We start from the raw sequence: 21,229 nt of genomic DNA on the forward strand, positions 1-21,229 counted from the left end.
TGGCGCAGAATGTCAGAAGTTAGTTGCTCTTGACGAGGATGCCGCTGCGAGTCATTGATTCGGAGTAGGCGTTAGCTGATTCCAGAAGCCACTGCTCTTGGCGTTCTGCGGAACCGGCAAAGCTGCGCCCGGACAGTGAACGGACCTTGTAGATACCGAAACCGCGTTTGTACAACATGGGACCTTGCGCCTTCAGGAGCTGATCAGCCAAACGATGTGCTTCTGTGCCGTGGGCAATCAGTGCCGATGCCCGCGGAACCAGGGTCAGGAACTTAACCAGGGGGCGCAACCCTTGCTCAATCTGTGGTGCCGTTAGGCGACCGTTTGGCTGGCCGGGGGTGAACCACGGGTGAACGTTCCAAGGCATGACATAGCTGGGCCGGAGACCAATCTGCCAGTGAATCCCTAGGAGACGCGTAGCTGCCTGCTCGTCGCCAGCTGTGATGAAGCCAGACTCATCCAACTCACCAACGTTTGAGAAAAGGCTGATGATCTTGCACTCATCAACATCGTGAGCCGGATCCACGTAGGCCACTTGTTGCTCCGGCCGGGCTTCCGCCAAGGTGTCGCACAGTTCGGTGATGGGAGCAATGTTCTCGTCGTAACGGCGATTCCAAAGCTGTTCACGCGGTGATTCAGTGGCCACGGATGTCATTGAGTTTTATATCTCCTTAGAGGGATGAGAGTGTATGCGGCAGCTTCCCGAGCAGGGGTATGTCCGAATTTCCAGCATAGCAATCTTCCCGAGTCTCTGGGCCGCTCAGGTATGTGCTACGTGAGCACTCTGATGGTTGTTGTGAGAAATCCAACAGAAATCAACAGTTATATTGGCACAAGTTCGATGTTGAAGTGAGAGCTGCGGGCCTTAGAGCCGGGGTCCGCGACGGTTGCGGAAAGCGGCAGCAGCGGCCACAGCCGCGCCGATCCCGGCAAGCCACAAAAACACTTTTGCTTCGGGTGAGCCCATGACAGGATGCCCGTCATCCTCCTGCAGTTCCCCCCGGAGCCGTCGTCCCTCTGCGATCAGCTCCAGCTCTTTGTCACGCTTCTTCACGCTAGCCGCCGTTTCACGCGGTGGCAGCTGCAGTTGAGCTTCCGCCTTTATTCCGGCCTGCAGTTGCCGGGCACGCTCCAACTCTGCGTCGATTTGGGCACCAAAGAGCAACACGAGGTTCATGATCCAAATCCAGAGGAGCAGAACTATGACGCCGGCGATGGTCCCGTAAGTCTTCTCATATTTGGAGAAGTTGGCCACATACACACCGAAACCCGCTGATGCGAGAATGCAGGCGATCAAGGCGAATGCCGCACCCACACTGATCCAGCGAAACTTTGGTTGGCGGACGTTGGGCGTGAAGTAGTACAGAACGGCAATCAACACGATCGCAAGGACGCCAACAACAGGCCACTTGGCAATGTTCCAGATGGTGATCGCTTGATCGCCAACGCCAACGGCTTCCCCAACCGCTCTGGCTACGGGTCCGGAGAGGAGAAGTAGCAGTGACATGGTGGCAACCATTAACACTGAGGCCAACGTGACAAGCAGCAGTGCCGGGCGCAACTTCCAGACTGGGCGCCCCTCATCGATGCCGTAGATTCGGTTCATCGCCCGGCTAAAAGCACCGACATAGCCCGATGCCGACCACAACGCTGTTATAAGTCCGAACGCCAGTGTCCAACCGGCTGCCCTGGACGTTGTCAGCTGCTGCACCGGGCCGCTGATGGCTTCAGCCACCTTCGCGTCTGTCATGTTTTCAACCATGTCCAGCAAGAGTTTGGATGTCTGCTCGGCCTGACCCACTATCCCCAAAATAGAAACAAGTGCAAGAATTGCCGGGAACAAGGACAACACACCGTAATAAGTCAGTGATGCAGCCAAATCGGTTGAACCGTCGGCGCTGAACTTGTTTACGGCGCGTTTGATTACATACTTCCAGGACATGGCTGGCACGCCAGCCAGACTCTGCGGCTTCCGCCCGTCATCTGGTGCCGGCGCGCCAGCTTTGTTTGCTGCAGTTCCGCGCGCTGCTGGAACGGATGCGACCGTATCAGGCACAGATATTCCTGTCCGTTGCGTTCCGTTGGCAGCCGCGGCTCACAGCGATCAGGCCGCCGTCTTATTACGTCCGGTGATTGCCCCGTAGATACCGGCGACAACGAGCCCACCAACAATGGCCAAGATCCAGGAACCAAGGCTCCAGAAACTCATTTCACCCTTGTTGAACAGCAGGTCACCAATCCAGCCGCCAACTACTGCTCCTACGACACCAAGAATCAAACTGGTCACCCAGCCGCCGCCCACACTTCCGGGCATGACCGCCTTGACGATCGCACCGACAATAAGTCCCAAAATAATCCAACCGATGAAACCCATGGTTCCTCCTAGTTTATGAACTTGGCATGTTCTTTTTGTTGACGACCCACGCAAGCACATGCGAGCCGATGCATCAACCGTACTCATATCCGATCAAGAGGTCTAGAGTTCGGGGCACCTTGTTCGAATCGTGTCGTTCCTGGAGCCTCCCCAGACATTGGAGCATCCCCAGACGGTGCTGGCATGCCATTCGACAGCCGGACAACCCTGGGACCAGAATTAGGGCATGTCGAAAATAGTTTCCGAGAACGATAACTTCAAGAAACCCGCACCGACTCAGGCCTGCGAGCAGGGTCAAGCCGGTGGGCCGCTCCAGCAGCCATGGGTAAAGAAGTACCAGCCGGGTGTTCCAGCAGAGATCGAGCTACCCACGGAGTCGTTGGTCGCCATGTTCGAACGCTCGGTGAAAGAAGCAGGTGAGAAACCTGCCATGGAGTTCTTTGGTCGCCAAACAAGCTATCGCGATCTGGGCGAACAGGTTTCTCGGGCGGCTGAGGGGCTGCGCCGACGCGGCGTGAGGGCCGGGGACCGTGTTGCCTTGATCCTGCCCAACTGTCCGCAACATGTCGTAGCGTTCTACGCGGTCCTGCGGCTGGGTGCGGTTGTGGTTGAACACAATCCGTTGTATACATCCCGGGAGTTGGCGCACCAATTCCAGGATCATCAGGCACGGGTAGTGATCGCTTGGGACAAAGCCGTTGGCGCTATCCGCGAATTCCCTGCCGACGTAGCCATTGAGCACATAATTGCAGTAGATATTCTCAGTGCATTCCCCGTGCTCAAAGGGTTTGCGCTCAGACTTCCGGTTAAAAAAATGCGCGAGAGTCGTGCTGCTCTCAGCGCTCCAGCCCTAGGTTCCACACCGTGGAGGGAACTCTTGTCTACCGGAAGCATCGACCCAACCCACCCAAGGCCGGATGTGCAAGACCTTGCTGTCATTGGTTACACCTCCGGCACTACCGGAGCCCCCAAGGGCGCAATGCTCAGTCACTTCAATTTGTACTCCAACGCCCTCCAGGGGGAGGCCTGGATGCATGGGGCTCAAGTCGGCAAGGAAATTCTGTACGCCGTGCTACCCATGTTCCATGCTTTCGGCATGACCCTTTACCTCACCTTCGGCATCCGTAAGCAGGGCTTGCTGGTGTTGTTCCCGAAGTTCGACGTCGATCTGGTCCTGACCGCGATGAAGAAGTCACCGGCCACTGTCTACTGTGCCGTACCTCCAATTTATGAACGTACGGCCCTTGCCGCCAAAGAAAAGGGTGTCTCGCTGCGCTCTTGTAAGTTTTGTATCTCAGGGGCCATGAACCTGCCAGAGAACATCGTTGAACTGTGGGAATCTGTGGCCGGCGGACTGTTGGTAGAGGGCTACGGAATGACTGAATCCTCGCCTGTGGCCCTCGGCAATCCCTTTGACCCGAGCCGGAAAAACGGCACCATAGGTGTGCCCTTCCCCTCAACACAGATGAAAGTTGTTGACATGGAAAATTCCGTCACAGTTGTGGCACCGGGGGAGCGCGGTGAACTGCTGCTCAAAGGCCCGCAGGTGTTCAGCGGCTACTGGAACAACCCGGAAGAAACCGCAAAGACGCTCACCGAAGACGGCTGGCTACATACGGGGGATATTGTCACAGTCAGTGCCGACGGGTTCACCACGATCGTGGACAGGGTGAAGGAGCTTGTCATTACGGGTGGTTTCAATGTCTCCCCGTCAGAGGTGGAGAGCGTCCTGCGTCAGCACGAAGACGTTGTTGAGGCAGCCGTTTTTGGCACAGTTTCTGACCGAGGCGGCGAGATGGTTGTTGCTGCCGTTCAGCTGGAACCAGGGGCCCTGCTGAATGAGACCCAGCTCCGCGACCACTGCAAACAACTTTTGGCGCGATACAAAGTCCCCGTCCGCATTATTGCGATCCCGGACATGCCACGGTCGATGCTTGGCAAGATTCTCCGCAAACAAGTCAAGGAGCTCTCTTTGCCCTACTTTGCGCCCTATTTTGAGCCCAAGAATCCTTCTTGAATTGAGCACGAAGGGAAACAAGGCGGGCTGATTATGTGAAGATGGGAGGTATGCGCCCCATGCAACACTCAAGTAAATTAGCCAATGTACGCTACGAACTTCGTGGACCCATCTTGCATGCGGCCCAAAAAATGGAGGCCGCAGGCCACCGGATTTTGCGCATGAATTTAGGCGACACAGCCCCGTTTGGTTTGGAAACGCCGGAGTCCATTGTGGCAGATATGATTCACCACTTACGTGACGCGCAGGGATACAGCGATTCAAAGGGGATCTTCTCAGCCAGAACCGCGATTTCGCAGTATTACCAGACCAAAGGGCTGATGACGATCGGCGTGGACGATATTTTCGTCGGGAACGGTGTCAGCGAACTGATCTCCATGACGCTTCAGGCTTTTCTGGAAAACGGGGATGAAGTCCTCATCCCGGCACCCGACTATCCACTTTGGACAGCATCGGTAACCCTCACTGGCGGTGTTCCCGTCCATTACCTGTGCGATGAAGACAATCATTGGTGGCCGAACATGGCCGATGTGGAAGCGAAAATTACGCCGCAAACACGGGCCATTGTCATCATTAACCCAAACAACCCCACCGGGGCCGTCTACCCTCGGGCCATCTTGGATGAGTTTATTGATTTGGCGCGAAAACATGATCTGGTTATTTTTTCGGATGAAATCTACGAGAAAATAATCTACGACGGTAGTTCCCACATCCACATGGCAGCCCTTGCCGATGATGTTTGTGTGCTGACCTTTAGCGGTCTCTCAAAGGCCTACCGGATGCCCGGATACCGTGCCGGTTGGGTCGCCTTGACGGGGCCGCGGGCTGCCATGGCCGGCTTCAAGGAAGCCCTTGAGCTGATTGCATCGTTGCGCCTGTGCTCAAATGTGCCGGCCCAACATGCCATCCAAACCTCGCTAGGTGGCTACCAAAGCATCAATGACCTGACGAAACCTGGCGGACGGCTGCGAGAGCAACGAGACAGGGCCGCGGAGCTGCTCAACGCACTGCCGGGTGTTTCCTGCGTCCCAGCTGCCGGAGCAATGTACTTATTTGTGAAACTTGATGCGCAGATGTACCCGATCGAATCAGATGAAAAGTTTGTCATTGATCTACTACAGGACCAAAAGATCCTCGTCTCGCACGGCACAGCATTTCACTGGCCAACTCCAGACCACTTTAGGTTCGTGATTCTGCCTTCTATCGATGACATTGAGGAGGCCATACGCCGCATCTCGTCCTTCTTGGCGCTGTATCGGCGTAAATCCGCACTCATCTCAAAGTAGGCCCTCGCTAATAGTTGGTTGTTAGGAGCTGGACTGTGGCGTGATTTCCGGCACGCCGCCTAGGCTGAACTTTTCTGTGCTAGCGAAGAGAAAGCTCGCTGGCTCGGAAATGCCACCTGGCAGCTCCGTTAATGCCGAGCTGATGAGGTATTTGTTCTGTTGAGGGCTTCGCCGCTGGACGGTTTCAAACGTCTTTGCTGTCCTTAGCACGCTCTCCGCCCCGCGCCGTGTTCAGCCTTCTCGAGGATGAGGCAACAGGAAAGCAAACTTTGAGCAAACAACGTGTGACTTTTCGTCGTAGTATCGTAGCGGTTGGGTTTCGCCGGTACACCGATGCCTTTGGTGCAGAGTGTGCCGTCAGCGCGTAGCCAACCAGACGTTTTCGCAGTCTCGCTTATTGCCCCCTCAAGATTGGATCGCGGGTGGATCTCACCTTCATGGTCGTGCTAGTTATAGCGCTGGCCCTCTTCTTTGACTTCACAAATGGCTTTCACGACACGGCCAATGCCATGGCAACTCCCATTGCTACAGGTGCCATTAAGCCCAAGACTGCCGTGGCTCTCGCCGCGATCTTGAACTTGGTAGGTGCTTTTCTTTCCACCGAGGTGGCAAAAACTATCTCCGGGGGCATCATCAATGAAGGTGGTCCCAACGGGGTATCCATCACTCCGGAGATGATCTTTGCCGGTTTGATGGGGGCCGTGCTGTGGAACCTGTTCACCTGGTTGCTGGGGCTACCGTCAAGCTCCTCTCATGCACTTTTTGGTGGCCTGATCGGTGCTGCCATTGTTGGCACGTGGTCCTTTGGTGCCGTGAACTTTATGGTCGTCGTCTCCAAGGTCTTGCTGCCCGCGTTGTTGGCGCCCACTATTGCCGGGCTGGTGGCCTTTTTATGCACCAAGATGGCGTACAGCATCACCCGCCGCTCAGATCCAGACTCTGGCGACAAGCTCACGCAGAAACGTGGTGGTTTCCGCCGCGGTCAAGTGTTCAGCTCTTCTCTGGTTGCCCTGGCTCACGGCACCAATGATGCCCAGAAGACAATGGGTGTGATCACACTTGTTCTGGTCGCATCAGGACTGCAGAGCGCTGGAACCGGTCCGCACATCTGGGTTATCACAGCATGTGCGCTTGCCATCGCAGGTGGCACCTACGCTGGTGGTTGGCGCATTATCCGCACCCTCGGCTCGGGACTAACCGATGTAAAGCCCGCACAGGGGTTCGCCGCAGAGACAAGCACCGCCGCCGCTATTCTGGCCTCCAGCCACTTAGGATTCGCGCTCTCAACCACCCATGTTGCTTCAGGTTCCGTGATTGGTTCGGGTCTTGGCCGCAAGGGCTCAACAGTCCGCTGGCGCGCCATCGGCAAGATTGGTGTCGCATGGCTGCTGACCCTTCCCGCCGCGGCGATCGTGGGTGGCCTCGCCGCACTCCTAATCCGTACGGGGACCGTCGGCATTGTTATTGTGTCCGTTCTGGGGCTCGGCTCCATTTTGTTTATGTTTTATCGTTCTCAGCAGGAAACGGTTGATCACAGCAACGCGATCAGCGATGTTGACGCAGTGGGTGAAGCGATGCACATCCCCAGCAAGAAAGAACGTGACCGTTTGGCTGGCAAGGCTCGTGCAGCTCGGAAAGCTGCTGAGAAGGCGGCCCGACGTGCAGCTGAGACCGATGCTGTAAGGGCCGCCGCTCAGGTGGCATTGGACAGGGCGGACACGGCCGTACTCAAGGCCATGACGAAGGCAGCAGCAAGTGCTGGAGCGCCCAAGAGCAAAACCAAGTCCGCCAACGCAGTGGTACCTAAAGTGAAGGCTAAGTTAGCCGCCGCTGGTGTCCCCAAGGCAAAGGTAGCCAACACCGAGGGACCCAAGGGTGATGAGCCTGGAGATGGACTGGGCACAACCGAAGACGCCGGCACAGGTACTGGCACTAGGGAGCAGAAATGATTGATTGGTTCGGATTTGTCATTGTCGGACTGACAACACTGCTTGGCGCCGGATTCGTGGTGGCCATGTACTCGTTGGGTGTGCGCTTCACGGCTGTCAGCGGGGACGATCATGGGCGCGTCAACCACGCAGCCAAGTGGGGTGCCTACGTGTGTTTCGGGTTTTGTTTACTTGCGGTCACCGCCGGAATTATCCTTATCGTGCCCGCATTCAGCGCGGGGGCAGAAAAGATTCTGGGCAACCTCTTCTAGAAATTTGTTAAGCAACGACGCCGGGCACTCACCGTTACGCAGCTGCGGAAGGTGAGTGCCCGGCGTCGGACTTTAACGAAGTAGCTAGGGGCTACTTTCCTTTGCTATCCAAGATCATGTTGGTGATGCGGCACGTAGAGAGACGGCGACCTTGTGCATCTCTCATCACCACTTCATGCGTGGTGAGTGTCCGTCCGAGGTGGATGGGGGTCGCCGATCCTGTGACAAGCCCGGTTTCGATCCCGCGATGATGTGTGGCATTGATCTCAATCCCGACGACGCGGCCGCCCACTCCGGCATGAAAAGCAGCAGCGAAGGATCCCAGCGTCTCGGCCAGCACCACATGTGCACCTCCGTGCAGCAGCCCTGTCACCTGAGTGTTTCCCTCCACCGGCATGGTGGCAACCATGGACTCGACGCTCATCTGCGTGAACACAATGCCCATCTTGGCGACCAGCGTTCCCACGCCATGCCCACCCAACATCGGATGGTATTTCTCGGGGACCCCTGCTGCGAGGAGTTCGGCGGACAGTGGATGCGGTGTGGATTTATCGCTCATGATGACTAGGCTGGCACTTGTGAGTGATTCTGCCAAAACGGCCCCCCTGTCCAAAGCCTCTGCCACGTCCAAATCCGGACTAGATGCATGCCCAACGCCGCGCTTGTTGGTTCTCGATGGCCATTCCATGGCTTTCCGGGCTTTCTACGCCATGCCGGTGGATAAGTTTGTGACGCAATCTGGCCAATACACCAACGCCGTCCATGGGTTTACCGCCATGTTGCTGACAATGATCCGTCAGCAAAAGCCAACGCACGTGGTGGTGGCCTTTGACCTTGACACTCCAACGTTCAGATCCCTTGAATACACCGAATACAAGGGCGGGCGCAACAAGACCCCCGAGGAGTTCCACGGCCAGATCGACCTGATCATCAAGGTCATGGAAGCGATGAAGATTCCCACCATCTCGGTGGACGGGTTTGAAGCGGATGACATCATCGCCACCCTCTCCACCCAGGGTGAAGCCGCCGGGTGGGACGTTGTGGTTGTTTCGGGGGACCGCGACGCGTTCCAGCTCATCACCGAAAAAGTTTCGGTTCTCTACCCCAAAAAAGGCATCTCAGATATCCCGCCGATGGATGCTGCGGCCGTCGAAGCCAAATATTTCGTGTCCCCTGAGCGCTATTCTGACCTTGCCGCTCTGGTGGGTGAAACCGCCGACAACTTACCTGGCGTACCCGGCGTCGGACCCAAAACAGCAGCCAAGTGGATCAACCTGTATGGCGGACTTGAAGGCATTTTTGAGAACCTGGATGCCATTGGCGGCAAGGTGGGTGAGTCCCTGCGCGCCCACGTTGATGACGTCAAGCGCAACCGCCGGCTGAACCATCTCCTGCGTGATATGGACTTGCCCGTGGCGATCGAAGATACGCTCCTGCAGTCACCGGATCGGGAAGCAGTAGAGGAATTGTTTGACTCGCTGGAATTTAACCAGCTGCGTAAGCGTCTGTTCGATACGTTTGGTGAGGAGGAGACGGTCGACGCCGGCGAGGCTCACCAAATCCCTGCTCATGAAGTGCTGGCTGAGGCCAGTGCCCTGGAATCTTGGCTTGCTGCAACACCGGCGAAAGAATCCGTTGCCGTAGAAGTTCTCAGTCACAAGGCAGGATTGGCTCAGGAAGCCACAGCAGTTGCCCTTGTGCGAGCTGATTCAGCTGTTGTGGTTGATCTTAGCGGGGCCGATGATGAGCTTGAGTGTGTTCTCGCCGCATGGCTTGTCTCCGATGCCCCCAAGGTGGCGCACGAATACAAGGATGCACTGAAGGCGCTGTCCCTGCGTGGCCTGTGGCTAACTGGTGTGGTTGATGACACGGCGCTGTCCGGGTATCTGATCCAGCCTGATCGGCGCAGCTACGAACTGGCTGAATTGAGCCAGGTCCACTTGAAAACCGGGTTTAACACCGGCAACAGCATCGAGTCAGGTCAACTTGATCTGGGTCTTGAAGAGGACACCAAATTTGTCGACGCGGTCCAACGCGGATACGTGGCCCTGCTGCTGAGCGCGCACTTTGCGCCGATTCTCCAAGAACGCGGCGCTGCCAAACTGCTGCGGGACATGGAGTTGCCGCTGGCCGCCGTGTTGGCTCAGATGGAGCTGACAGGAATCGATGTCTCACAAGAACGGCTTGCTACGCTGCTGGCAGACTTCACAGCCGCCATGAACTCAGCACAGCAAGGTGCCTTTGCCGCGATTGGTCACGAGGTTAACCTCGGCTCGCCCAAGCAGCTTCAAGAAGTGCTGTTTGAAGAGCTCGGTTTGCCCAAAACCAAGAAGATCAAAACAGGGTTTACCACCGACGCCGCCTCGCTGAAGACGCTCTTGGAAAAAACTGGGCATGAATTTTTAGCCCAACTCATGGCACACCGTGAAGCGTCGAAACTAAAGCAGATGGTTGAGACCCTGAAAAAATCTGTAGCCGAGGACGGGCGCATTCACACGACCTACGCGCAAAACGTGGCTGCCACCGGGCGCTTATCATCAAATAACCCGAACCTGCAGAACATCCCGATCCGCACTGAGGAAGGTCGGCGGGTCCGGGATATCTTTGTTGTCAGCGAGGGCTACGAATGCCTGCTTGCCGCCGATTACTCACAAATTGAAATGCGTATCATGGCGCACCTCTCAGGTGATGCCGGACTGATTCAGGCCTACGCCGAAGGTGAGGATCTGCACAGGTACGTTGGCTCGCACGTGTTTGAAGTGGCACCCGAGGAAGTAACCTCCGCCATGCGCTCCAAAGTCAAGGCCATGTCCTACGGTTTGGCCTATGGTCTAACCAGCTTCGGACTTTCCAAACAGCTTGAAATTTCGGTAGACGAGGCTCGCACGCTAATCAAGGACTACTTTGACAGGTTCGGTGGTGTACGCGATTATTTGCGCGGTGTTGTTGAACAAGCACGCGTCGATGGGTACACCTCAACCATTGAGGGCCGGCGCCGCTACCTGCCTGATCTCTCAAGCACCGACAGGCAGCTGCGTGAGCTAGCTGAACGGATTGCGTTGAACTCGCCCATCCAGGGCTCGGCTGCGGACATCATCAAGCACGCCATGCTAGGTGTCAGCAAAGAACTCACATCGCAGGGACTCAAATCACGGATGCTGTTGCAGGTTCATGATGAATTGATTCTTGAGGTTTGGCCAGGAGAGCTTGAATCGGTGAAAGCACTCGTCATCAAGCAGATGGGCGCAGCCGCGGAACTAACTGTCCCCTTGGAAGTCCAAGTGGGCCTTGGCGCCAGTTGGAATGACGCCGGACACTAAATTTTGCGCGCCACAAGTTGATACTTGGAACGTTTATGAAAGGTAAGTCAATGCCGCAGAGTTTTGAGCCGCAGAATTATAAGCAGCAGAGTTATGAGCCGGCCAACACCCGCCAGAGTCGATCTTTTCCCTACGAGCTGCGCTCATTCCCCATCCGGTTCGAGGATGAGGAGGTCTCAAATGAGATCTCTTCGTGGATTCAGGCGGTAGCCATGGGCTTCTACGGAAACGCGCCTACCTCAGAATTAGAAAAGAAATATGTAGCATGCGAACAGGTTGATGAACGCATGGCAATCGGCGCCTACCTCTGTAACTCCTCCGCTCCTGCCGGGGCCTGGGGTGTGGAATACCCTGTTGCTACTTATGCATATCACCGCAAAACGTTGAACGTTGGTGCCGGTACGTTACTTCCTGTCCACCAGATAACTGCCGTGACAGTGCGGCCCAGTCATCGTCGTCGTGGGTTACTGCGGGCCATGATGGGCTCCGACCTGGCCCAAGCCAAAGCAGCAGGGATACCGATTGCGGCGTTGACGGCGTCAGAAGCCACCATTTATGGACGTTTCGGTTTCGGTGTGGCAACGCATGAATGCGAAGTGGAGGTATCTGTTAAGGGTGGCATAGCGTTCCACAATCCTGCTGCGGCGGCACAAGGCTACGTGGAAGTCGCTGAGGCCTGCGTAGTCAGGGATCTACACAACGAAATCTTTGCCCAAGTGCACAGTGGCACTTATGGCTCAATCGGCCGGCATGACATGTACCGGCTGATGGTTTCCGGTCAGGGCAGCTACGAATCGATGGAGTCAACGAAGAACATTCGGGCGGCCCTGCACTACAACGCAGCAGGCACTGTTGATGGATACGTCACTTACAAACCTCTGGAGGACCGCTCCCCGTCCATGGTTGAGGTGGTTGACCTGCTAGCCACCAACCAGGACGCGTACCTGGGCTTATGGCATTTCTTAGGCTCACTTGACCTAATCGATGTCATTAAATGGCGTGAGGCCCCGCTCATTGATCCGCTGGAGTGGGCCATGGAGTCAAAACGTGACTACAAGCGAACCAAGACCGAGGACCACTTGTGGCTGCGAATTCTGGACGTGCCAGCAGCCCTGGCCGCGCGTGATTACCAGCGTGACGGGAGCATCACTATTCATGTTGGTGACCCGCTGGGGCACGCCTCGGGCATATTTCGTATCGACGTGGTTCACGGCAGGGCAACAGTGAAGCGTCTGAGCGAGGACTATTCAATGGCAGAGAGCGCAGAGCCACTTCTCGCCTCTGGCACTCGTGCGCGGCAGGCCGCTCACGCAAATGTTTCAGAGCCGGCACTGGATATGGGTGTGGCAGAATTATCTAGCCTCTATCTGGGGGCAGTCTCAGCTCAGACTCTCAGTGCTGCAGGTCGGATACATGAACGTATTCCAGGGGCTGCAACTACCTTCGACGCTTTGTTTGCACCGGCAGCCTCCCCGCATTGCCTGACAAGCTTCTAGTTCTTTCCTCGGGTCCTTCTGCTGGGTAGGGGAAGCCTGCTGGGACTGGTAAGACTGTTGGGTCGGGGGAGATGACCGACCAATTTGCTGCACTTTTGCGCTCCCACCCACAAGCAACTAGACTAAATGGGCATGTCGTGCAATATGTGGGTTACTTGGTCAGCAATGCTGGCTTGGCCACCTACGCACCTTGCATGAACTATGTGCATGAACTATCCGCAGGAACCCCTGCAACCATAATAATTCCGGACCCATTTTCGGTGAGAACGCGATACCTCGCGGCCTTGCTGCCGGGTTCGGCGAAACCAACTATCCACATCGGAGCCCCTACTACATGACCATCACGACCCCCGAGAAGACTAGTACCACTCCCGTTGTTGCCATCAACGACATTGGTACTGCTGAAGAATTCCTCGCCGCAGTAGACGCAACCATCAAGTACTTCAACGACGGAGACCTCGTCGAAGGAGTAGTTGTCAAGGTTGATCGCGACGAAGTTCTGCTCGACATCGGTTACAAGACCGAAGGTGTCATCCCCTCCCGTGAGCTGTCCATCAAGCATGACGTTGATCCCGGAGACGTTGTCTCCGTTGGCGATCAGGTCGAAGCTTTGGTCCTCACGAAGGAAGATAAAGAAGGCCGCCTGATTCTCTCCAAGAAGCGCGCACAGTACGAGCGCGCCTGGGGCGACATCGAGAAGGTCAAGGAAGAAGATGGTGTCGTTACCGGTACCGTCATCGAAGTGGTCAAGGGTGGACTTATCCTCGACATCGGTTTGCGCGGCTTCCTGCCCGCATCACTGGTCGAGATGCGCCGTGTGCGCGACCTCGCGCCCTACATCGGTCAGCAGATCGAAGCCAAAATCATCGAGCTGGACAAGAACCGCAACAACGTGGTTCTGTCTCGCCGTGCCTGGCTTGAGCAGACCCAGTCCGAGGTACGTTCCACGTTCCTTAACAAGCTGGAAAAGGGCCAGGTTCGTCCCGGCGTTGTCTCCTCCATCGTCAACTTCGGTGCATTCGTGGACCTTGGCGGCGTAGACGGGCTCGTGCACGTTTCCGAGCTGTCCTGGAAGCACATCGACCACCCGTCCGAGGTTGTCGAAGTTGGCCAGGAAGTCACCGTCGAGGTTCTCGAAGTGGATCTGGACCGCGAGCGTGTATCGCTCTCGCTCAAGGCTACGCAGGAAGATCCGTGGCAGACCTTCGCCCGCACCCACGCCCTCGGGCAGGTTGTACCGGGTAAGGTCACCAAGCTGGTTCCGTTCGGCGCGTTCGTTCGCGTTGAAGACGGCATCGAAGGCCTCGTCCACATCTCCGAGTTGGCAGTACGCCACGTGGAGTTGGCCGAGCAGGTTGTCTCCGTTGGTGATGAACTGTTCGTCAAGGTCATCGACATCGATCTGGAACGTCGCCGCATCTCGCTGTCCCTCAAGCAGGCCAATGAGGGTGTTGACGTCGACTCCACCGAGTTCGATCCAGCGCTCTACGGCATGGTTGCTGAGTACGACGAAGAAGGCAACTACAAGTACCCGGCTGGCTTCGATTCCGAAACCAACGAGTGGCTTGAAGGCTACGAAGACCAGCGCGCAGTATGGGAGCAGCAGTACGCTGACGCTCAGACTCGCTGGGAAGCACACAAGAAGCAGGTCGCCGAGCACGCCGCAGAAGATGCAGCTGCTGACGGCGCCGGTGAAGGTGGCGAGTCCGCAGGGACCAGCTACTCCTCCGAGCCTGTTGTTACCGAATCAGGTGCCGGCACCTTGGCATCCGATGAGGCACTTGCTGCGCTGCGCGAAAAGCTGACCGGAAACTAATTTCGGTACAGTAATTTGCTCAAACTAGTTGCGCTAGAGCTTTAGCCAACGCAGTGGCGTTGTGCGGGTCCTCCACCTTCGGGTGGGGGACCCACACTTGTTAACAGCTGATAAAACCACAGTGTTGGGAACCAAGAATATTGTGGGAGTAACTTAGCTGACCTAGCGGTGAGGGCTAACTGAGGTATCCACCCACTGCGTACCAGCAGCGGCTAAAATATAGCGACCGGCAGTTAACGATGCCAAACGCGCGGTGGCAGAAGCTATCACTGCGGCATCGTCGGGCATCGCCAGGCCCACATGAGTGGCAACGGCATGGTACTCATTACCCGTCATCGTATAACCCGCACTGCGCAACTCGTTCTCCAACCGACCAGCCTCCGCATGCGGCAGGGCAATTTGGAACAGGCTCAGCCGTTCGCGCCGTACAAGCGGGGCTTTGCTAACTGCCGAGCTGACAGATTCTGAGTAGGCCCTCACTAAGCCCCCTGCGCCCAACAGGATCCCGCCAAAATAACGTACGACGACGGCGCACACATCGCTTAGATCAGCGGCGGCTCCCGCCGGGGTGCCGCCGGGACGCGTCTGGCGCTTAAGCAATGCCTCCAACATTGGCATGCCCGCTGTCCCAGAGGGCTCACCATCGTCATTTGATCGTTGCACCCCACGCTCTGCGCCAATCACAAACGCTGAACAGTGATGCCTCGCATCATGAAATTCACGCCGCAGCTCAGCTACGAGGTCACGCGCTGCGGACTCATTCTCCACCCGGCGCAGGACAGTGATGAAACGGGAACGTTTGATGCTGAGCTCGTGGCGGAAATCGGGACCGGCCGCCAAGGTGGTGTAAGTGTTGCGGCCGGGCGTGGCACGCTGAGATTCGGGTGTCTGGCTCACCATTTCAGTCTAGTCTGGACTCATGCTCTCCTTAGGTCTCACCGGCGGCATCGCCGCCGGCAAATCACTGCTCAGCGCCCGGTTCCGTGAGCTGGGCGCCCACGTCATAGATGCTGATAAATTGGCCCGCGAAGTAGTGGCGCCCGGGACTCCAGGCCTTGACGCCGTGGTGAATCAGTTTGGGCTTTCGCTGCGCCTTGCCGACGGTTCACTTGATCGCGCACGACTTGGTTCTCTTGTGTTTTCCGACAAAGCAGCCCGGGAATCGCTTAACTCCATCATTCATCCTCTTGTGCGAGCAGAAGCGGAGTCGCTCAAGCGTGCGGCGGGAGCCGGCACCATTGTGGTTCAGGACATTCCACTGCTCGTGGAGACAGGGCAGGGTGCCAACTTTCACCTCGTGGTGGTGGCGCAGGCGGCCACGGATGTTCGGGTGGCACGGATGGTGCGTGAGCGTGGCATGTCCCCCGAAGACGCACTGGCCAGAATCGCGGCTCAAGCCACTGACGATCAGCGGGCTGCCGCAGCAGATGTGGTGATAGTCAATGAAGGCGCACCAGAGCAGGCCTTAGCTGAACTGGATGCACTGTGGCATCTTCGCCTGCTTCCCTTCGCCGCCAACCTGGCTAGCGGAGTCAGCGCACCTGGTCCCGGCTCGGCAATGATTGTACCGAGCGATCCGAACTGGGCGTACCAGGGGGCAAGGATCATGGCACGGCTGGCCAAGGCTACGGGGGAGAATGCCGTGGGTATAGACCATATTGGTTCCACGGCCGTGCCCGGACTGGCCGCCAAAGATGTTCTAGACCTACAAATTAGGGTCCGCAGTCTCGATGTTGCTGACGCCTTGGCCCAACCACTAGCGGAGGCGGGCTATCCGTCTCGGAACGGTGAATGGTGGGATACGGGCCATGACTTTGCTGGGGGGAGTAAAGGCCAGCGGTGGGAGAAGCGGTTCCACAACTCGGCCGACCCTGGCCGCCCGGTAAACCTGCATATTCGGGTTGACGGCTCACCGGCTGCGGTCTTTGCTGTGACATTTCGTGACTGGCTCCACGCTTCACCCGAGGCCACGAGCCAGTATGAGTCCCTCAAGCGCGCTCTTGCCAGAAAGCACTCCGAAGATACTTCAAGTGCCGCCTACGCTACGGCAAAGGAGCCCTACTTTGCTGAAGTGGTGCCTGACATGGCTGCGTGGTTGGCCAGGCATAAAACGTTCGGGTAAAAGACACTCAAGCGAGTAGTTGCCCATTAAACAGTGTTGGCCCGCACCACCTGGTACGGGCCAACACGGTTTAACAGCGAACTACATTTTGTGTTGAGAAAATTAGTACGAACTGTTGGTTGGGCAAGGAATGGTTTCCCCGTTGATCGTGACAGACTGCGCGCCATCCTGGCAGGCCTGTGTGATTTCGTTAGCCAAACCAGCGAAGTAGGTTACGGCTACGATGATGCCGATAATTGTCAGGACCATGATCAAGGCATTGACAATGATGGAGACGAAAGCCAACGTGTTCTTGTGACCAGCCTTTTTGGACTTCACCTTGGCCACAATTGCCAAGATCAAACCAACAAGGCTGAAGCCAACAAAGGGAAGAATAATGGAGATGATGGCCATTGTCTTGCCCGGGTCCTGGGCGGGTGCCTGACCGTACGGTGCAGGCTGACCGTAGGGTGCCTGGCCGTAAGCGGGAGGTGCAACAGGACTCTGCTGTGCAGCTGAGGGTTGAATGGGTTTTTCGGGTGTATTCGAAGACATGTGTTCCTCTGTTGGTTCTTTGTGATGATCTATCCGTAACAGTTTGCCATGCCTCGGCCGTGTTTGCGCCATTGTTGCATGGGGAGTGCTACCCACTGATGTAAAAGTTGTGTACCAACTATGGCAACCAGGGGTAGCGTTAAGCTCATGAGCCTTGCGCAAGAGATCAATCGTATAGTTGCACCATTTGAAGTCATCAGTGATTTTAAGCCTGCCGGTGATCAGCCGGCTGCCATTAAAGAACTTACTGAGCGCATCAACAACGGTGAAAAAGACGTGGTGCTCTTGGGTGCCACTGGAACAGGTAAGTCGGCAACAACAGCATGGCTGATCGAACAAGTTCAACGACCCACCCTTGTCATGGTTCAAAACAAAACACTGGCAGCTCAGCTTGCCAACGAATTCCGTGAACTATTGCCCAACAATGCGGTTGAGTACTTCGTGTCTTACTACGACTACTACCAGCCTGAAGCTTATGTGCCCCAGTCTGACACCTTCATTGAAAAAGACTCTTCCGTCAACGAAGAAGTTGAACGGCTCAGACACTCGGCCACCAATGCCCTGCTGACTCGTCGAGACGTGATAGTTGTTGCCACCGTTTCCTGCATCTACGGTCTGGGCACTCCAGAAGAGTACGTGGCGGGGATGGTAACCCTGACACGCGGCGATCAAATGAACCGCGACGATCTACTGCGAAAATTTGTGAGCATGCAGTATGCCCGCAACGACATTGACTTCCACCGTGGAACGTTCCGGGTCCGTGGGGACACAGTTGAGATCATCCCCATGTACGAAGAGCAGGCCATCAGGATTGAGTTCTTCGGTGATGAAATTGAGAACATCCATACGCTGCACCCGCTAACCGGAGAGATCATCCGGGAAGAAAATGAAATGTATGTTTTCCCTGCCTCCCATTACGTAGCGGGACCGGAACGGATGGCGCGCGCCGTCAAACAAATCGAAGACGAATTAGCGATCCGCACCCAAGAGCTGGAAAGCCAAAACAAACTTCTCGAGGCACAGCGGTTGCGCATGCGCACCACCTATGACTTGGAGATGATGGAGCAGATGGGCTTCTGCAACGGCATCGAAAACTACTCCCGGCACATCGACGGGAGGTCCCAAGGCAGCGCCCCACACTGTCTGATCGATTACTTCCCGGATGACTTCTTGCTTGTCATCGACGAATCCCATGTGACAGTTCCACAAATTGGTGCAATGTATGAGGGCGATATGTCCCGCAAACGAACCTTGGTGGACCATGGTTTCCGGCTACCCTCCGCCATGGATAACAGGCCGCTGAAGTGGGATGAATTCTTAGAACGAGTTGGCCAGACGGTCTACCTCTCGGCGACGCCAGGTAAATACGAGCTGGGCATGTCCGATGGCTACGTCCAACAGATCATTCGGCCAACCGGTTTGATCGACCCGCAGATTGTTGTGAAACCATCCCAAGATCAGATCAATGACTTGCTGGGTGAAATCCGTAAACGGACCGCGAAAAATGAGCGTGTCCTTGTCACGACTTTGACGAAGCGGATGTCTGAAGACCTGACCGATTATTTGCTGGGTAACGGTATTAAGGTTCAGTACCTTCACTCGGACGTTGACACGCTGCGACGAGTTGAGCTGCTGCGCGAGCTGCGCATGGGTGTTTTTGACGTCCTGGTCGGCATCAATCTGCTGCGCGAGGGTTTGGACTTACCCGAGGTCTCACTTGTTAGTATCCTTGACGCCGATAAGGAGGGGTTCCTCCGCTCCTCAACATCCCTGATCCAAACCATCGGCCGTGCCGCCCGTAACGTCTCCGGTGAGGTGCACATGTACGCGGACAGGATCACGGCGTCAATGGAATTTGCCATTGACGAAACAAACCGGCGTCGTGAGATTCAGGTCAATTACAACTTGGCACACGGGATAGACCCGCAGCCGCTGCGTAAGAAGATCGCCGACATCACCGACCAGCTGGCACGAGAAGACGCCGACACCGCTGCACTGCTTGAAGAGGCCCGGAGCAAGCGAGAAGGCTCTAGCAAGAAAAAGCCTATCCGAAACGACGGTCTAGCTGCACGTCCTGCAGCTGAACTTATTAGCTTGATTGAGGAGCTCACGGCACAAATGCACGGAGCCGCAGCTGATTTGCACTTTGAATTAGCAGCACGTTTGCGCGATGAAGTAGGGGATCTGAAGAAGGAGCTGCGCCAGATGCGCGAGGCAGGTCACGCCTGAGGAGAACACAGACCACAGGTGCTTAGGCGCGCACCATGGCCAGCAGTCGGGCGAAGATACCCTCGCCATCGTCAGCTATGCCGTCGTGGTGAAAGTCAGCGGTTTCCCACACCTGTAGGCCGTTTACGGCTGCCGCGGTGGCCAGGGAGATGTCCCTGTCAACAAAAATATCGTCCGTGTACACGGCTGCGGCAGCCGGAACGGTGTTCCGGCCCAACTGTTCACGATCATAAAGTGGTCCCCAACCCGCCGTCCGTGCGGCCAGCACATCGGCCAGTTCTTTGAGAGGCACCAGGGCTGGGTCCTGTTCGAAGTACCAAGGATAAATGGCCTCGCCTGTGAGCAACGGAACGGCGGCGTAGGGGTGGAAGTCCGGGTTATTTGCTAGCACGCGGTCAGCGGCCCAATTCGTTGCCTCACCCTGAACATAAATTGACTCGTGCATGAGCGCATAAAGCGGATTCCCGCTCCGGCTGACGTACGCTCCCACGCTGGACAAGAACGAGTCGGAGAGCCGAGCGCCGTCGGCCGTGTCAATGAAGGCGTCCTCAAGAAGGAAGTGGAGTGCGTCGAAGCGGGTGTTGCCGCCAAGAAAGTTACCCAGCATCTGTAACCGTTCGGGGGTGAGACGCTCACCCGTGGGAAGCTGCTCCGGCACCTGTTCAACGTGGTGCATGATGCGCGTGAGAGTATCCCTGTCCCGTGGATATTTGGCGAAGTATTCCGCATTCCGGCTGCGCAGGCGTTTAAAAGTGGCCTGGTATACCTGATCTGCCGGACCCGAAAGGGGCCCCAGGCCACCGGTGACGAGTGCCTCCTTGACACCCTCGGGGGCAAAAGAGAGGTAACTGAGGGCGCAGAAACCGCCAAAGCTCTGACCAAAAATACTCCAGGGTCCAGAAGCAAGTGCGTGCCTGATCAATTCGGCATCAGCCACGATGTCAGTGGCACGGAAGTGTGAGAGATAATTTGCTTGCGCGGCCGTGTCACCCACCAGCGGCAGCGTCTGCCGGTTGGCTGGTGTGGACAGGCCGGTTCCACGCTGGTCTAGCATCAGAACACGGAAACTCTTGACGGCTTCTTTGAGCCATCCTGCCATGCCTGCGGGGCGGTTACCCTTCCCTCCGGGACCTCCCTGAAGGAACAACAACCACGGTAAATCTATGTGTTTGGGATCGCTTAGTTCCCTGGCGAAGACTTCAATTGAGGGGCCGCCTGGATGGGTATGATCCAAGGGAACAGTGAAGTAATGGTCCTGCGCACGCAGACCTCGGACCTCGAACGGGGCCAAAGAACGGTGCACGGCAGACTTTGCCAGCGTCATGAGCGGGCCTCGCTGTTTAGGGGTGCACCGAAACCGTCCAATGCGGCACCGTCCAGCCGGAAAACATGCCAGCCATCCATCGGGGCTGCACCGAGGGAATGGTAGAACTTGATGGATGGTTCATTCCAGTCAAGAACGCTCCATTCCACTCGGGCATAGCCACGCTCCACGGCAATCTGAGCCAATCTGCGCAGCAATGCCTTCCCATATCCACCGCCGCGAGCGTCGGGGCGCACGTACAGATCTTCAAGGTGGATCCCATGGGTGCCTTCCCAAGTGGAATAGTTCAGGAACCAGAGCGCAAAACCCACAATCGGCTCGCCCGCGACGGGGGAGTCAACCACGTGAGCGTAAATCTGCGGGTTGTCACCAAAAAGGTTCGCGTGGAGCATCTCGGTGGTGTTGACCACCGCATCCGGTTCCTTTTCGTAAACAGCCAGATCGTGAATCATGCCAAGTATGGCGGGGACATCAGCGGGCACGGCAGTGCGGGGAAAACTCATGCCTGAAG

At 56.6% G+C, this 21,229-nt stretch carries 17 protein-coding genes; 9 read left to right on the top strand and 8 right to left on the bottom strand.

Annotation, left to right across the window (positions count from 1 at the left end; translation table 11 throughout):
• Nucleotides 1-19: 19 nt before the first annotated feature.
• The 3 genes from AAFM46_RS07480 to AAFM46_RS07490 all read right to left on the bottom strand — a co-directional run bounded on the left by AAFM46_RS07480 (nucleotide 20) and on the right by AAFM46_RS07490 (nucleotide 2,374).
• On the bottom strand, nucleotides 20-655 hold the full coding sequence (locus tag AAFM46_RS07480; RefSeq protein ID WP_283526745.1) for a uracil-DNA glycosylase: 636 nt from the start codon (nucleotides 653-655) through the stop codon (nucleotides 20-22).
• Nucleotides 656-865: 210 nt separating this feature from the next.
• Complete coding sequence (locus AAFM46_RS07485; RefSeq protein WP_343320214.1) at nucleotides 866-2,056, bottom strand: YihY/virulence factor BrkB family protein; 1,191 nt, start codon at nucleotides 2,054-2,056, stop codon at nucleotides 866-868.
• 48 nt (nucleotides 2,057-2,104) lie between these two features.
• The gene (locus tag AAFM46_RS07490) at nucleotides 2,105-2,374 is read right to left on the bottom strand and encodes a GlsB/YeaQ/YmgE family stress response membrane protein (RefSeq protein WP_343320215.1); all 270 of its coding nucleotides are present in this window, start codon (nucleotides 2,372-2,374) and stop codon (nucleotides 2,105-2,107) included.
• A 226-nt stretch (nucleotides 2,375-2,600) separates the two neighbouring features.
• On the opposite strand from AAFM46_RS07490, the gene AAFM46_RS07495 reads away from it, so the two are divergent.
• The 4 genes from AAFM46_RS07495 (at nucleotide 2,601) to AAFM46_RS07510 (ending at nucleotide 7,877) form a co-directional block, all read left to right on the top strand.
• Entirely contained in the window at nucleotides 2,601-4,391 is a 1,791-nt protein-coding gene (locus tag AAFM46_RS07495) for a long-chain-fatty-acid--CoA ligase (protein ID WP_343320217.1), read from the top strand.
• Nucleotides 4,392-4,441: 50 nt separating this feature from the next.
• The gene (locus AAFM46_RS07500; protein ID WP_343320218.1) at nucleotides 4,442-5,677 is read left to right on the top strand and encodes a pyridoxal phosphate-dependent aminotransferase; all 1,236 of its coding nucleotides are present in this window, start codon (nucleotides 4,442-4,444) and stop codon (nucleotides 5,675-5,677) included.
• A gap of 422 nt (nucleotides 5,678-6,099) precedes the next feature.
• Complete coding sequence (locus tag AAFM46_RS07505) at nucleotides 6,100-7,626, top strand: inorganic phosphate transporter (protein WP_343320219.1); 1,527 nt, start codon at nucleotides 6,100-6,102, stop codon at nucleotides 7,624-7,626.
• Nucleotides 7,623-7,877, top strand: coding sequence for a hypothetical protein (locus AAFM46_RS07510; protein ID WP_283526757.1), 255 nt, complete (start codon nucleotides 7,623-7,625; stop codon nucleotides 7,875-7,877). Before AAFM46_RS07505 ends, AAFM46_RS07510 begins: the two co-directional genes overlap by 4 nt.
• 91 nt (nucleotides 7,878-7,968) lie before the next feature.
• Here the strand turns inward: AAFM46_RS07510 and AAFM46_RS07515 are convergent, their stop codons facing one another.
• Nucleotides 7,969-8,436: a hotdog fold thioesterase gene (locus AAFM46_RS07515; RefSeq protein ID WP_283526759.1), complete on the bottom strand. Its 468-nt coding sequence runs from the start codon at nucleotides 8,434-8,436 to the stop codon at nucleotides 7,969-7,971.
• On the opposite strand from AAFM46_RS07515, the gene polA reads away from it, so the two are divergent.
• The 3 genes from polA (at nucleotide 8,435) to rpsA (ending at nucleotide 14,509) form a co-directional block, all read left to right on the top strand.
• Nucleotides 8,435-11,197, top strand: a complete 2,763-nt coding sequence (polA, locus tag AAFM46_RS07520; protein WP_343320221.1) for a DNA polymerase I — start codon at nucleotides 8,435-8,437, stop codon at nucleotides 11,195-11,197. The two genes, AAFM46_RS07515 and polA, sit on opposite strands and share 2 nt — an antisense overlap.
• 50 nt (nucleotides 11,198-11,247) lie before the next feature.
• Nucleotides 11,248-12,693, top strand: coding sequence for a GNAT family N-acetyltransferase (locus tag AAFM46_RS07525; protein WP_343320222.1), 1,446 nt, complete (start codon nucleotides 11,248-11,250; stop codon nucleotides 12,691-12,693).
• A gap of 334 nt (nucleotides 12,694-13,027) precedes the next feature.
• A complete protein-coding gene (rpsA, locus tag AAFM46_RS07530) occupies nucleotides 13,028-14,509 on the top strand; it encodes a 30S ribosomal protein S1 (protein WP_283526763.1) in 1,482 nt (493 codons plus the stop codon).
• Between the two features lie 162 nt (nucleotides 14,510-14,671).
• On the opposite strand, the gene AAFM46_RS07535 is transcribed toward rpsA, so the two are convergent.
• Complete coding sequence (locus AAFM46_RS07535; RefSeq protein WP_343320224.1) at nucleotides 14,672-15,409, bottom strand: YigZ family protein; 738 nt, start codon at nucleotides 15,407-15,409, stop codon at nucleotides 14,672-14,674.
• A 19-nt stretch (nucleotides 15,410-15,428) separates the two neighbouring features.
• Between AAFM46_RS07535 and coaE the strand changes: the two genes are divergently transcribed.
• Nucleotides 15,429-16,631 carry a dephospho-CoA kinase gene (gene coaE, locus AAFM46_RS07540; protein WP_343320225.1) on the top strand — a complete coding sequence of 401 codons (1,203 nt, stop codon included), beginning with the start codon at nucleotides 15,429-15,431 and terminating at the stop codon, nucleotides 16,629-16,631.
• Between the two features lie 102 nt (nucleotides 16,632-16,733).
• On the opposite strand, the gene AAFM46_RS07545 is transcribed toward coaE, so the two are convergent.
• The gene (locus AAFM46_RS07545) at nucleotides 16,734-17,165 is read right to left on the bottom strand and encodes a DUF4190 domain-containing protein (RefSeq protein ID WP_283526770.1); all 432 of its coding nucleotides are present in this window, start codon (nucleotides 17,163-17,165) and stop codon (nucleotides 16,734-16,736) included.
• Between the two features lie 147 nt (nucleotides 17,166-17,312).
• Here AAFM46_RS07545 and uvrB point away from each other — a divergent pair, with 147 nt between their 5' ends.
• Entirely contained in the window at nucleotides 17,313-19,394 is a 2,082-nt protein-coding gene (uvrB, locus tag AAFM46_RS07550) for an excinuclease ABC subunit UvrB (RefSeq protein WP_343320227.1), read from the top strand.
• A 22-nt stretch (nucleotides 19,395-19,416) separates the two neighbouring features.
• Here uvrB and AAFM46_RS07555 read toward each other — a convergent pair whose 3' ends face one another.
• Together AAFM46_RS07555 and AAFM46_RS07560 are read right to left on the bottom strand one after the other, a co-directional pair.
• Nucleotides 19,417-20,718, bottom strand: coding sequence for an alpha/beta fold hydrolase (locus AAFM46_RS07555; protein ID WP_343320228.1), 1,302 nt, complete (start codon nucleotides 20,716-20,718; stop codon nucleotides 19,417-19,419).
• Entirely contained in the window at nucleotides 20,715-21,221 is a 507-nt protein-coding gene (locus tag AAFM46_RS07560) for a GNAT family N-acetyltransferase (protein ID WP_283526776.1), read from the bottom strand. The genes AAFM46_RS07555 and AAFM46_RS07560 overlap by 4 nt, the downstream gene beginning before the upstream one ends.
• Nucleotides 21,222-21,229 lie beyond the last annotated feature (8 nt).

Source organism: Arthrobacter sp. TMP15 (genome assembly GCF_039529835.1).
In the GTDB taxonomy this organism is placed as follows: domain Bacteria; phylum Actinomycetota; class Actinomycetes; order Actinomycetales; family Micrococcaceae; genus Specibacter.